This is a genomic window from Saccharothrix stipae, assembly GCF_054781895.1.
This window is the reverse complement of sequence record NZ_BAAGTN010000001.1, coordinates 540,867-553,982: the sequence shown is the minus strand read 5'-3', so window position 1 is coordinate 553,982 and position 13,116 is coordinate 540,867. Positions and strand designations below refer to the sequence as shown.

Below are 13,116 nucleotides of genomic sequence, written 5' to 3'. Positions count from 1 at the left end.
CCGGCCCCGACCCGGCAGCGGACCGCTTCGCCACCACCGGCAGGGATGACGGTCGAGATCGGGTTGCTGGGTGAGATCACGGTCCGGGTGAACGGTCGGCCGGTGGACCCGGGACCGCCCCGGCAGCGCCTCGTGCTGGCCGCCCTGGCGGTGGAGGCGGGCCGGGCGGTGCCGGTGGACCGCTTGGCCGAGCGGGTGTGGGGCGGGACGCCGCCACGACGCCCGCGGGAGACGTTGCACAGCTACGTGTCGCGGCTGCGCCAAGTGCTCGCCGACGCCGACGCCGACCCCGGCGCCGATACCGATACCGGCAACGGCGCGCCGAGGTCGCCCGCACGATCGCGACCGAGATCGCCAACGCCAAGTTGGCAGCCCGGGCGCAGACTGTCTGGGGCGCCGGCTCTACCGCGGTGGCCTCGGATTCGACGCACTTCGGCGCGTTCGATCAGAACATCTTCACCGAGTGGCACTCTCGCTACGGCGGCCGCGGCGTGCTCATCTACTGGCACGTCGAGCGCAAGAGCATGGCCATCCACTCCCAGCTCATCTCCTGCACCGCTTCCGAGGTCGCCGCGATGGTCGAAGGTGCGATGCGGCACGGCACCACCATGGAGGTCGAGGGCAACACGTCGACTCCCACGGCCAGTCCGAGGTCGGCTTCGGCATCACCCGGCTGCTCGGCTCGGCCCGGCGTTGTCGCGGCCGATCCGGTGGGACATCATCGCCGAGCAGTACGACCAGATGATCAAGTATGCGACGGCGATCCGGGCCGGCACCGCCTCCACGGAGGCGGTCTTGCGCCGGGTCACCCAGGTCAACGCGATCCATCCCACGTATCAGGCGATGATCGAGGTCGGCCGCGCGCAACGCACGGTCTTTTGTCGCCCGCTACCTGCGCAACCGCGACCTACAACGCGAGATCAACGAAGGCCTCGACGTCGTCGAGTCGTGGAACCGGGCCAACAGTGTGATCTTCTTCGGCAAGGGCGGCGACATCGCCACCAACCGCCGCGACGAGCAGGAACTGTCCGTGCTCTGCCTGCGCGTGCTGCAAGCCGCGCTGGTCTACGTCAACACGCTCATGGTTCAGGACGTTCTCGCCGACGACGAATGGGCCATGCAGCTCACCGACGCCGACCGGCGGGGACTCACCCCGCTGTTCTGGACACATGTAGCCCCGTACGGCGAGGTGAAATTCGACATGAGCAGCCGGCTGATCCTGACGACCGACCAGCACCGGTCCTAACCGGAAGAAGGCGACACCGCCATCCGACCCCACGGACGGCGGTGTCACCTCGTTGCAGGTGGCGTCAGTATCTATTGAAGTAGAGCACGGCTCCCTGGCACCCGTTCGGGCAGTGGAGCTCAGCCCGGTATCTCGAGTACACCTGTTCCCGCCAGTGGTCGTGTTCTGCACCGTTGTAGCGGTACTCGCGAAGGACCTCCGGTTGGCCGGCGAGGTTGAGGTCCCGGACGATGGCGAACGAGTCGCCCGGGATGCCCAGCGTGGCGACGTGGAAGCCGGTGTAGCCGGCCAGGTTGAGTGGGGCGGTCACGCAGTACCACTGGTTCGTCACGCGGCAGGACACCTGGTTGGAGGCGGCGGAGGCCGGAGCGGCCGCGAAAAGCAAGCCCAATGCTGCCACGACCGTGGTCACCAGCGCCGCAAACGCCGGTCTTGCACTCGTCTTCATACGATCTCCTCGATCGATGTAAAGATGGGCGACGGAGCGCCTCCCGGGTGGTGGTACACGCGGGCGACGACGGCCGCCATGGTCCGTCTCATCGGCGCCGACGTCTTGGGGACATTTCTGGTAGCTGAGATCACTTCGTTGTGCGGTTCGAACCACGACTCTCCTTCGCTGTTGGTCTCGTCGGCTGATTCGGACCTGACGAAGACGGTGGACTCCCGATTCGCCGTGACTTCACCATGTTTTGGCAATCGCCTGGTCAGCGGTCGTAATACGGTGTGCGGGTGGAGTAGTAAGGGGGCGGGGAGGTGGGCATCGTGGGGGCAGAGTTGCGTGTGCTCGGGCAGGTCGAGCTGCGGGTCGATGGCCGGGTGGTGGAGGTTGGTCACGCGCAGCAGCGGTGCGTGTTGGCGGTCCTGCTGGTGGAGGCGAACCGGGTAGTCACGATCGAGCAGCTGCTGGACCGTGCGTGGGCGGGCCGGTTGCCCTACAAGGCACGGCAGGTGGCGAGCAGCTACGTGTCGCGGCTACGGCGGGTGCTGACGCCGGCTGGTGATGTCGCGATCGTGCGACGGGGCGGCGGGTACGTGCTGGAGGTGGACCCGGAGGCGGTGGACCTGCACCGGTTCCGCCACCTCGTGCAGCAGGCCCGCGGCGCAGGCGATGCGCCCGCGCTGGCGCTGCTGGAGGAGGCGGCGGGGCTGTGGCAGGGTGAGCCGTTCGCCGGCCTGGACACCCCGTGGCTGGCCGCAGTGCGCACCGGCCTCGAGCGGGAACACATCGCCGCCCGGCTCGACCGCATCGACGTGGCGTTGCGCTGCGGCCGACACACCGAGGTGCTGCCCGAACTGTCCGCGCTGGCGGATCAGGACGCCGTGGACGAACGCGTCGCCGCCCAGTTCATGCTCGCCCTGCACCGCGCCGGACGCACCACCGACGCGCTGGCCCACTACCGATACCTGCGTGACCGGCTGGTCGAGCAACTGGGCACCGAGCCCGGCACCGCAATGCAGAACTTGCACCAGCGCATCCTCGACGCCGACCCCGCCCTCACCCCACCCTCGGCGGCGATCAGCGGCGGGACGGCCGCGAAAGCGGAGGAGCCGGTGCCACGGCAGTTGCCCGCATCACCACGGTGGTTCACCGGTCGCGGCGGCGAACTAGCCCGCCTGGACCAGGCGCTGACCGCCGAGCCGGAAGAGGACCCGCAGCCGTCCGGGACCGGTTCGGCGACACCGGCCGCCGCCACGGTGGTGATCTCGGCGATCGGTGGGGCGGGCGGGATCGGCAAGACCTGGCTGGCGCTGCACTGGGCGCACCGCCACGCCGACCGCTTCCCCGACGGGCAGTTGTTCGTCGACCTGCGCGGCTTCAGCCCGGACAGCGAACCCCTCGACCCGGCGACCGCGGTGCGCGGGTTCCTGCATGCGCTGGGGGTCGATCCCGGCCGCCTCCCGACCGACGTCGACGCGCAGGCCGCGCTGTACCGCAGCCTGATCGCGGGCAAGCGGATGCTGGTCGTCCTCGACAACGCCGCCACCGCCGACCAGGTCGTCCCGCTCCTGCCCGGCACCCCGACGTGCACGGTCCTGGTCACGGGCCGCACCAGGCTCGCCTCCCTGATCGACCGGCACGGCGCCCGCCACCTGCAACTGGACGTCCTCTCGCCCGAGGAGGCCCGGATCCTGCTGGCCGAGCGCCTCGGCCGGGAACGGGTGGCCGCCGAGCCCGGGGCGACCGAGGAGCTGATCGGGTTGTGCGGGCGCCACCCGCTGGCGTTGTCGATCACCGCCCGCCGCGCGTCCACCCACCCGCGGGTCCCGCTGGCCGAGTTCGCCGCCGAACTGCGCGACCTGGGTTTGGACGTGCTGGACGACGACGATCCCACCGCGAGCCTGCCTGCCGTGCTGTCCTGGTCCCTGCGCGGCCTGACCGCCGAGCTGAGGCAGGTCTTCGCACTGCTGGGCACGGCACCCGGCCCGGACATCGACCTGCCCGCCGCCACCTCGCTCACCGGCCTGTCGGTAGCGCGGACGCGCAAGGCCCTGAGCGTTCTGGAGGACCACTCCCTGCTCGACCGCCACCCGCGCGGCCGCTACGCGATGCACGACCTGGTCCGCGCGTACGCCGCCCGCGACCACCGGTCGGAACCCGCGACGCGGGAGGCGTTGGCGCGGGTGGTGGACTTCTACCTGCACACCGCGCACGCCGCCGACCACCTCCTCGACCCCCACCGCACGCCGGTCCCGCTCGCCCCGCCGGTCCCGGGCACCCACCCCCACCCGCTGCCCGACCACCGGACCGCGCTTGCCTGGCTGGACACCCACCACCCCCACCTGCTGGCCGCCCAACAGGTCGCCGCCACCCACCACCGCCACCAGACCGTGTGGCACCTGGCCTGGACCCTGTACACCTTCCACTTGCGGCGTGGGCACCGCCACGACCAGCTGGCCGTGTGGCAGGCCGCCGCGGCCGCCGCGACCCACCTGCCCGACCCGGCCACCCGGACCAACGCCCACCGGCTGCTCGGCCACGCCCACCTCGTGCTGGGGCGGCAGGAGCAGGCCACCACGCACCTGCACCAGGCCCTCGCCCTGGCCGAACGGCACCACGACCCCGCCCAGCAGGCCTGCGCCCACCAGGCGTTGGCGTGGGCCTGGGAGCAGCGGGAGGACGACCGGCAGGCACTGGAGCACGCCCGCCACGCCCTGGGCCTCTTCGGCGTCCTCGACCTGCCGGTGCGGGAGGCCAACGCGCTCAACCAGGTGGGCTGGCACGCCGCCCGCCTGGGCGACTACGACACCGCCCGCGACCACTGCCGCCAGGCCCTCGTCCTGCACCGGCGGCACCACAACCCCAACGGCGAGGCGCAGACCCTGGACAGCCTGGGCTACATCGACCACCACACCGGCAACCACCACCGGGCCATCCACCACTACCAACAGGCCCTCACCCGCTACCGCACCCTCGGCAACACCACCCAGGCCGCGAACACCCTGGAGAGCCTGAGCCACCCGCACGCCGCGCTCGGCCACCATGGCCAAGCCTGGTCGGCTCGGCAGGAAGCCCTGGAGCTGTACGGGCAGCAGGGCCGCAGCGCCGATGTCGAACGCGTGCGACAACTGCTCGCCGACCTCGACGTCCACGTGTGACGGACCTTCCCCGACGGCCGCTGCACCCTCGCCGGAAGTGCCGACCGCCCGGGCCGGGAATCCTTTCCCGGCGGCAAGAACCCCTAGGGAACGCACGGCACGACGTGGTCGAACTATCTCCGCGAGCCGTTGCTGTGCAACCATAATCGGCGTGGACACGGCTGACGGCCCGTCATTGAGCGTTGTCCTCCAACACGAGAAGCGGCTGATTCGCGAGGTGCTTGCCGGGCACTTGACGCGTGAGCCGGGCATCACCCTCGCGGGCACGACGCCGTCGGGGCCGGAGCTGATCCGGCTCTGCGCACTGCGAAGGCCGGCGGTCGCCGTGTTCGAGGTCGACGCACCGCGGTGGAGCAACGAGCGGTTGGTCGCGTTGTTGGGGCGATCCGGTCCCCGGATCCGCATGGTCGGCGTGCACGACGCGCTGCCGGCGGCGTACGTCATCCGCGCCTACGAGGCCGGTGTCAGCGCGGTGGTGTCCTACGAGAGCGGCCTCGACGCGTTGCTCGACGCGGTCAGGACGCCGTCGCTGCCGGTGGAGGTCGCGCGCGAGGCCGGTGCCGACGGGCAGGCGCTCACGCAACGGGAGTCGCAGGTGCTCTACCTGATCAGCGCCGGTTTTCCACCGGAACGGGTGGCGATCGAACTCGGCATCAGCCCGCACACGGTGGCGCACCACAAGAAGCGGATCTTCGCCAAGCTCGACGTGCACAACCAAGCGCACGCCGCCGCCAGCGCGGTCCGCCTCGGCCTGCCGCCGCCCGCGGTCCCGCGGCCGGACCGGCAGCGGGCGGAACGAGGGCGCGACGTCGGCGTCGTGCTCGCCGCACCCGCCGGTCACCTCACCGACCGCGTGCGCGAAATCCTCGGGGAGCACCACATCCCCGTGCTGGAGCAGGGCGTCGACGGCCATCGCGACGGCGCTGCGCTCGTCACCGTCCTGGTGGATCCGGAGCAGTGGCCGCCGTCCGAGGGCGGGCAGGGTGCCGGGCACGTCGTCGTCACCGGCCGTGAGATCGCGCGCGCCCAGGTCGCCCGGGCGCTGGCCGGTGGTACCACGACCGTGCCCGCGTCCCGAGTCGACGAACTGCTGGTGCCCGCCGTCCGGGCCGCGGGTCAGGGTTGCGTGGTCGCGGACTCGGCCCTCGTGCGCGCCCTGTCCGACCCGGCGCGCGCGGACCCGACCAAGGCCTGGCGGCGGTGGGAGTTCGCACTCACCCCGAGGGAGAAGGAGATCCTGACCTCCATCAGCCGCGGCCACGCGACCAAGCAGATCGCGCGGCTGCTCGGCATCTCCACGCGCACGGTGGAGAACCTCCAGGGCAACCTGTTCCGGAAACTGCGGGTGCACAGCAGGGCGGCGGCGTTGGTCGCCGCGCACGAGCTCGGCCTGCTGGACGACTGATCACCGACCGCGATCGTGCCACCACGCGTCCCGGTAGGGCTGCGAGCGGGGAGGGGCACGCCTGCCGATGCAGGCGCGCGGACCACGGTTTCCTCCCCGCCCGCCGTGCACGGCAGGACGAACCACCGAACCACCGACCGGTCGAACCGGGACCCTTGGGTGAGCCACACCAGTTCCGCCCGCGGCTGCGCGCGCGTCCGGCCCCGGTCTGGGAGAGTCCCCTGCTCGACACGGCCTGGTCACCCGCCGTGGACGTCGTGGCACCTCCTCGATCTTGCCGTCACCCGAAGAAGTCGCTACAACATGTCATCCCGCCCCGGCCACCGGACATGGCGAGAACTGCCTAGGGATTCCCGAGCCCCTCAGGTGATCCCCGCCGCGGTCGACGGCCGGGCCCGGCCTACGGCTTGTAGAACGAGGCGTCGTGGGGCTCGCCGAGCGCGGCCCGGCCGATGGTGGCGAGGATGTGGTCGTCGTTGTCGTGCCGCACGTAGAACACCAGGTCGCGCTGGATGCGCTCGATCGGGCTCGGCTTGACCAGGCAGCGGGCGCCGCAGGCGCGCACGCAGTGGTCCAGGGTGTCCAGGGCGAGGTGCTCCGCCAGGTGGCGTGCCCGTGAACCGGCCATGCGCGCCTGCTCGGTGCGCCCGGCGTCCCACAGGTCCGCGACGTGCTTCAACCACAGCTGACCGGTTTCCACCGCGACGGCCATCGCGCCCACTCGTTGTTGCACGTAGGCATCGGTGCTCTTGTGCTGACGAGCGACGTATTCGAGGGTGTACCGGTAGGCCGCCTCCGCCGCGCCGAGGAAGCTCGCCGCGTAGTGCGGGATGAACGCCGTCTGCCAGTTGTGGCGCAGGTAGTCCCCGGCCTCGCCGATGCGCTGCGAGTCCGGGATGTAGGTGTGGTCGAAGCGGACCAGGTGGCTGACCGTCGCCCGCATGCCGATCGGATCCCACCACGACCCGTCGACGGACACGGAGGGGTCGGCCAGCGCGCAGGCGAGCATCAGCACACCGGAGCCGGAGGTGCTGTTCCGGGCGCCGCCGGGGCCGGCCGTGTCGACCAGCAGGATCGCCCAGTCGGCACCGGTGGCGCTGGTCGCGAACAGCTTGGTGCCGTCCACGACCCAGCCGTCGCCCTCCCGCCGGACGGTCGTGCCGAAGCCGCCCACCTCGCCGGGCTTCGGCGCACGGGGCTCCCCGCTCCACGCCACCCACTTCTCGCCGTGGCGCACCACGCCGTCGAACCACCGGGACTTCTGCGACTCGGAACCCAGCGCGTCGATGAGCAGCAGCGCGTTCGCGTGCCCCTCCCAGCACCGGGCGAGCGAGAGGTCCGCCGCGGCCAACCGCTTGGTGATCGACCACAGCGCGTGCGTGGCGCCGTGCATCGGCCCGAGCCCCAGCCCGCCGTGGGACCGCGGCACGGTCGGCGCGTTCAGGCCGGCGGCGAACAGGTCGTCGAAGTCCTCCGCCGGGAAGCTCGCCGTGCGGTCGTAGCCGTCGGCCCGTTGGGCGAAGGTCTCGGCCAGCGCGGAGAACTCCGGGAGGAGGTCGGCGCGCCCGGCGTGCCGATCACTGTGGACGGTCATGTGGCGAACTCCCTTCGAGGTGGTGCGACCGGGGCGCCGGCGCCGTCGACAGGTGCCGACGGCCTGGGCCTGGATCTGCCGGTCAACAGGCGGAACTGCCGGTCGACCTCGACTTCGAGCACCTGCCAACCGTCGACGACGACCTGGTGGCGCGCGTGCACCCCGGCGGCCAGTCGGGTCTGCTCCGGGCCGTAGGGCAGGTCGACGACCGCGGCGTCGCGGGCGATCCGGTCGACCGCGAACGGTGGCTCGTCCCGCATGGGCGTGGCGTGCACGATGATCGAGTAGTCCTCCGGGGCGAACCGGTCGAGGGGCAGGTAGTCGATGCCGAGCAGGTCCGCGGCGTAACGACCGCGCTCCGGGCCCCGGTTGACCACGACCGGTCTGGCGCCCGCCCACAACAACCCCGCGGCCGCACCGCGCCCCGCTCCGCCACAACCGATCACGGCGGCCTCGCGACCGACCGGCTCCACCCCCGCGCGGCGCAGGGCGCCGACGACGCCGACCGGGTCGGTCGTGTGCGCCCGCCAGCCGTCCTCGGCGCGGACCAGCAGGTTGGCCGCGCCGGTGCGGCGCGCCTCCGTGCTCGCGGAGTCGGCCAGCCGCAACGCCTCCTCCTTGAACGGTGCGACCACCGTGGCCCCGCCGAACGTGAGACCGAGCTGGTCGAACGCGGCGCAGATGTCCCGCCACGAGCCGGAGAACCCGTCGGCGGGCAGCGGCAGGTACAGCGCGCGCAGGCCGAGTGCCCGGTACGCGGCGTTGTGCAGGCGCGGCGAGAGCGATCTCGTCGTGCGCCGACCGACGATGCCGAACACGTGGTCGAGGGGCGGCAGGACGGGGAAGGGGTAGTCGGCGAGCAGTTGCTCCACCGAAGGCAGCCCCGGGACGCCGTCCCGGTCGAGCGCGGCGAAGACGACCGGGGCGCCGAACCACGGCGCGAGCACCCGGCCGCACGTGCCGAGGTCACCGGTGGCGAAGGCGGTGACGTCGGACCGGTCGAGCCGGGCGAGCAACCGCAACGGCGCCATCGCCTGCCCGACCGTGTCCGCCTCGGGCGCCAACAGGTACAGGCGTGCGGGCGTGCGGGCCATGCGGTCGAAGACCGCGCGCAACCCGGCGGCGTCACGCCCCCCGCCGTACCAGCCGACGCGCCGGCGGTGGGGGAGCACGGCGGCCAGCAGCTCCGGCGCGAGGTCGTGGTCGAACTCCAGCTCGACCACGTCGTAGGACCGGGCCGCGGCGAGGAGGCGGCGGTGCCGCTCGGCGGTGCTCCCGGTGAACGCCCCGCCGAGCCGCGCGCTGCGCAGGCTGTAGATCAGCTCGCCGTCGAAGAGACCGCGGAGCACGGCGGGATCGGGATCGCCGGCGAGGTCGGCGCGAACCTCCAGCCCACTCGCGACTCCCCGCAACGCGCGCAGCCGGGCGCGTCCGGTCCCCACGGGCGTGGTCAACGTCGCCACGACCGCGCAGGTCCGGTGCGCCGTCCCGGCCGACCTCGACGGCGTGCTCGACAAGTACCTCGTCATGACGGACCGCCTTGTCCGGTGTGGACCCGCGGCGGGTTGCCGGGACGAGCGCGCTCACGGCCGATCTCCTCGACCCGCCGGTGCACCAGGAACCGGAGCCGTCGCGCGCACTCGGCGTAGGACCGGTACCCGTGGTCGGCCGGTTCGGCGACATCACCGTCCTCGTCGAGGCGGTGGACCCGCCCGCCCAGTTCCGGGGCCAGCGCGACGATCGCCTCCCGGTGCGCCGCGGTCATGCAGAACACCACGTCGCATTCGAGGCACAACGCCGCGGTCGCCGCACGGGACTCGTGCCGCGGCACCGGGACGTCCAGCTCGCGCAAGGCCTTGGCCGCCATCGGCGCGATTCCCGCGCCGGGTTGCGCCACCGCCACCCCCGCGCTGGCCACCAACCAGTCGCCGTCGTGGCCGAGCGCGGCGAGCTCCCGTTCGGCGATGGCCGCCGCCATGGGGGAGCGGATGGCGTTGCCGCCGCAGACGAACAGCACCAGCCGCCGGTGCGACCGCCGACGTGGGCCGGCGGGCCGGGTCACCCGCGCCCGGAGGCTCGGGTAGCTCAGCATCACCGCCGCCAGGATCACGATCGCGGCCGCGACCAGCTGGGCGCCGCTCGGCGCCGAGGCCCCGAACAGCACGCCCAGGCCGAACGACGCGACCACACCGGCGAGCAGGCTGGCGCACACGTGCACCGGCATGCAGAAGGAGTACTCGCGCCGGTCGAGGAAGATGAGCGTGGTGAAGACGAACAGGCCCTCGTAGCACACCCCGATCAGGAACGCGGGCAGTGCCGCAGGGGTGGCCAGGAACGTGGTGAAGCCCTCCCGGACCGGTCCCGGCGCGACCAGCGCCGCGACCCCGAGCATCGCGACCAGCAGCACCGGCGTGGTCATGTGCTCCTCGACGAAGTAGCGCCGGTCGGTGGCGAGGTCACCGCGCTTGGCGTGCCCGCTCATGATGAGGAACCGGCCGCTGTAGGCGACCAGGTAGACGAGCAGGCTCGCCACCGCGCCGATGGTCGGCACGTAGTTGTCCACGTCGGTGAGCGCGACCACCGCCGACACCGCGCACAGCACCACCGCGACGGTCGAGTACCAGTGGATCCGCCGGTGGCGCAGCAGGTCGACCGATGGCGAGATGAGCAGCGTGCCGATCCGCATGAGCACCAGCACCAGCAGGATCGACGCCCCGGTGAACGTGAAGTTGAGCGTCGTGCTGCCGACGATCAACGCCATCCAGAACGCCGACATGGCGGTCTCACGGCCGGGGAACGGCACGTTCAGCCGCCCGACCCGGCGGCGTCGCGCGTAGTGCCACCACCGCAGCACGGCGAGCGTCAGCGGCATCGCCACCAGGGTGCCCAGCGCGGCGGCGGGCAGCAGGACCAGTCCTCCGACGGGTCCGTTCGTCAGGGGTAGCAGACCGCCCGACATGGCCTTGGCCAGTCCGCTGTAGGGGGTGTACCAGATGAAATATCCGATACCGAGTCCGAGCATGCCGAAGCCGGCGTGACGTGCGCGCGTCAATTGATCGCTCCTGAGCACTCTAGAAGGGATGACCCGAACGGCAACGCGCGGCACGTGCTCACCCAGTCACGCACACGCGAATAATGCAGGCTTACCCATCCGACTCCGCGACTACACTCACCTAGGGGTAATGCGGTCGCCTAGGAAAAACAGGGGATGGCGCGGGTTCCGATTTCATGGCGCATTCGATTTCCACGTGTCCGACCGGTTGGTCCAGCGCCCGCGCACGGCGGAACCCGGGCGTGAGCACGAGCACGATGACGAGGGCGGCGGTGCCGGCGAACAGGTACACCGCCTCGGGCCGCACCAGCCCGACCGCGAGCCCGCCGAGGCCGTACGCGATCAGCCCGGCGGTCCGGTGGATCGCGGTGAACCCGGCCATCACCCGACCGACCACGGGTTCCGGGATGCGCAGCAGCAGCATCGTTCCCATCGACACGGACACCATGCTCATGCTGACCCCCGCCACCACGTACAGCGCGAACACCGCGGGCAGGGAGGGGACCAGCCCGATCAGCGCGATCGCGGTGGACATCACCGCCGCCGCGAGCGGCGCGGCGAGCAGGATGCGGCGCTCGGTGTCCAGTCGACCGGCCCACACGGCACCGATCAGCAAGCCCGTCATGTGCGTCGCCTGGAGCAGGCCGAACACCGGCGCACTCGCGCCCAACGCGTCCCGGACCAGGAACACCTGTGCCACGTAGATGACGTGGACGACGACGGGGAGCACAGCCGCCAACGTCACCACGGCGGCGAGCGCGGGGTCGGTGAACAGCATGGTGATCCCCGCACGGGCGTTGGGCTCCGGCCCTTCCGGCGCAGGCCGGCGCCGGGTGCCGATCAGCAGGCTCACCCCGGCGACGACACCGAAGATCACCCCGTCGATCAGCAGGGGAACCCGCACGCCGCCGGTGACGCCGGTGAGCAGGCCGCCGACCGCGGGCCCGGCCATCATCGCGACGGTGACCGCGCCCTGCTGCACGCTGTTCGCCGCGGCCAGGCGCCCGGCGGGCACCATGGCGCTGGTCAACGCGAGGTACAGCGGGTTGATCACCGCCGTGCCGCACGCGCTCAGCACCACCAGCAGGAGCACCACCTGCGGGTGGCCCACGAACGCCAGCACCACGCAGGCGGCCGACTGCCACAGGCTGCTCGCCACGATCAACGCCCGACTGTCGAAGCGGTCCACCACCGACCCGACGAGCGGCGCGAGCAGCACGGTCGGCAGCGCGCCCGCGGCGAGCAGGCCGGCCACCGACCACGCACCGGCGCCCCGGTCGTGGAGGTCGAGCATCAGCACGGTGACCGCGACCGCGTTGCCGAGGATGGCCGCCGCCCTGGCGCCTGCGGCGACGTAGAGGTCGCGCGGCAGCCCACGAGCGACACCGAGTTTCATGCGTGCCATTCCGATCGCGCCCATTACTCAGGTGGAATTCATCGGCGCCGGCGGTCCCTAGGTGATTCCCCTCATTCCCGCCCGGCCCGCCGGTCACCTAATCTCGAAGAACTCCCGCTCTCCCGTTGGCACCGGTATCACGCCCCGACTCCCACGTTACCCGCCGTTCTCGTGGCCGGCACTTCGAGGCCTTGAGCGCGAGGTGATCCCCCGTTGCCGGATAATGAGGTGGTCCGCATGTCCCTGCCGCGCCTGCGAATGGCGATCGTGCTGCTGGCGGCATCGGCCGTCGCGACGGTCGGCGTGGTCCGGCTCGCGGCGCCGGACGCCTCCTCCGCCGCGGCCGCCCAGGTCGTGGTCGACGGCCTGACCGCGCGGATCACCGCCGCGAAGTGGGCCGGCATGGACCACGACATGTCGGGGGACGCGCCGGGCTACCAGATGCCGCCGGCGATGATGCCCGGCATGCCGGCGCACGGCGACCAGCGCCTCGCCGTCTCGGTCACGGTGGTCAACACCGGCGACGGGACGCGCCCGATGCGCCCGGGCGAGGAGTTCGCGCTGCACGCGGGCCGGTCGGGCGGGCGGTGGGCGCCGCACTCCGACACGTTCGGCGAACTGCCCCGGCTCGCCCCGGGCAACGCCGTCCAGGGGGTGCTGTTCTTCGACCTCCCGCCCGCCGAGGTGGTGGACTCCCCGGTCTGGGTCGAGTGGACGCACGGGGGTGCGGCCAACCGGCTCGCCGTCCCGATGGACGGCGTGAGCGACGGTCCGAGCCACCCGCACACCCCCTGACCGCACGGGTGTGCGCACACGAGTTTGCCCA

The 13,116-nt window shown here is 72.0% G+C and carries 10 protein-coding genes and 3 pseudogenes; 7 read left to right on the top strand and 6 right to left on the bottom strand.

Annotated features, from left to right (window positions below):
* Nucleotides 1–45: 45 nt before the first annotated feature.
* Both ACYVLT_RS02415 and ACYVLT_RS02410 read left to right on the top strand, forming a co-directional pair.
* A pseudogene (locus tag ACYVLT_RS02415) lies at nt 46–231 on the top strand (AfsR/SARP family transcriptional regulator); the annotation flags it as partial.
* A pseudogene (locus ACYVLT_RS02410) lies at nt 198–563 on the top strand (Tn3 family transposase); the annotation flags it as partial. The pseudogenes ACYVLT_RS02415 and ACYVLT_RS02410, both read left to right, overlap by 34 nt.
* Here ACYVLT_RS02410 and ACYVLT_RS02405 read toward each other — a convergent pair.
* Nucleotides 500–628: a hypothetical protein gene (locus tag ACYVLT_RS02405; RefSeq protein ID WP_461118566.1), complete on the bottom strand. Its 129-nt coding sequence runs from the start codon at nt 626–628 to the stop codon at nt 500–502. The pseudogene ACYVLT_RS02410 and the gene ACYVLT_RS02405 sit on opposite strands and share 64 nt — an antisense overlap.
* On the opposite strand from ACYVLT_RS02405, the pseudogene ACYVLT_RS02400 reads away from it, so the two are divergent.
* Together ACYVLT_RS02400 and ACYVLT_RS02395 are read left to right on the top strand one after the other, a co-directional pair.
* A pseudogene (locus ACYVLT_RS02400) lies at nt 586–822 on the top strand (Tn3 family transposase); the annotation flags it as partial. The gene ACYVLT_RS02405 and the pseudogene ACYVLT_RS02400 sit on opposite strands and share 43 nt — an antisense overlap.
* Before the next feature lie 70 nt (nt 823–892).
* Nucleotides 893–1,246 carry a Tn3 family transposase gene (locus ACYVLT_RS02395; protein WP_461118563.1) on the top strand — a complete coding sequence of 118 codons (354 nt, stop codon included), beginning with the start codon at nt 893–895 and terminating at the stop codon, nt 1,244–1,246.
* A gap of 64 nt (nt 1,247–1,310) precedes the next feature.
* Here the strand turns inward: ACYVLT_RS02395 and ACYVLT_RS02390 are convergent, their stop codons facing one another.
* Nucleotides 1,311–1,694, bottom strand: a complete 384-nt coding sequence (locus ACYVLT_RS02390; protein ID WP_461118394.1) for a hypothetical protein — start codon at nt 1,692–1,694, stop codon at nt 1,311–1,313.
* A gap of 314 nt (nt 1,695–2,008) precedes the next feature.
* On the opposite strand from ACYVLT_RS02390, the gene ACYVLT_RS02385 reads away from it, so the two are divergent.
* On the top strand, nt 2,009–4,843 hold the full coding sequence (locus tag ACYVLT_RS02385; RefSeq protein WP_461118393.1) for an AfsR/SARP family transcriptional regulator: 2,835 nt from the start codon (nt 2,009–2,011) through the stop codon (nt 4,841–4,843).
* A gap of 232 nt (nt 4,844–5,075) precedes the next feature.
* Entirely contained in the window at nt 5,076–6,248 is a 1,173-nt protein-coding gene (locus ACYVLT_RS02380; RefSeq protein ID WP_461118392.1) for a LuxR C-terminal-related transcriptional regulator, read from the top strand.
* A 400-nt stretch (nt 6,249–6,648) separates the two neighbouring features.
* On the opposite strand, the gene ACYVLT_RS02375 is transcribed toward ACYVLT_RS02380, so the two are convergent.
* The 4 genes from ACYVLT_RS02375 to ACYVLT_RS02360 all read right to left on the bottom strand — a co-directional run bounded on the left by ACYVLT_RS02375 (nt 6,649) and on the right by ACYVLT_RS02360 (nt 12,290).
* Nucleotides 6,649–7,842, bottom strand: a complete 1,194-nt coding sequence (locus ACYVLT_RS02375) for an acyl-CoA dehydrogenase family protein (RefSeq protein ID WP_461118391.1) — start codon at nt 7,840–7,842, stop codon at nt 6,649–6,651.
* Entirely contained in the window at nt 7,839–9,371 is a 1,533-nt protein-coding gene (locus ACYVLT_RS02370; RefSeq protein ID WP_461118390.1) for a type I 3-dehydroquinate dehydratase, read from the bottom strand. The genes ACYVLT_RS02375 and ACYVLT_RS02370 overlap by 4 nt, the downstream gene beginning before the upstream one ends.
* Nucleotides 9,368–10,894: an arsenate reductase/protein-tyrosine-phosphatase family protein gene (locus ACYVLT_RS02365; protein WP_461118389.1), complete on the bottom strand. Its 1,527-nt coding sequence runs from the start codon at nt 10,892–10,894 to the stop codon at nt 9,368–9,370. The genes ACYVLT_RS02370 and ACYVLT_RS02365 overlap by 4 nt, the downstream gene beginning before the upstream one ends.
* A 121-nt stretch (nt 10,895–11,015) precedes the next feature.
* Nucleotides 11,016–12,290 (bottom strand): MFS transporter, encoded by a 1,275-nt coding sequence (locus ACYVLT_RS02360; RefSeq protein ID WP_461118388.1) that lies wholly within the window; start codon nt 12,288–12,290, stop codon nt 11,016–11,018.
* A 237-nt stretch (nt 12,291–12,527) separates the two neighbouring features.
* Between ACYVLT_RS02360 and ACYVLT_RS02355 the strand changes: the two genes are divergently transcribed.
* Nucleotides 12,528–13,085 carry a hypothetical protein gene (locus ACYVLT_RS02355; RefSeq protein ID WP_461118387.1) on the top strand — a complete coding sequence of 186 codons (558 nt, stop codon included), beginning with the start codon at nt 12,528–12,530 and terminating at the stop codon, nt 13,083–13,085.
* The last annotated feature ends 31 nt before the right edge of the window (nt 13,086–13,116 follow it).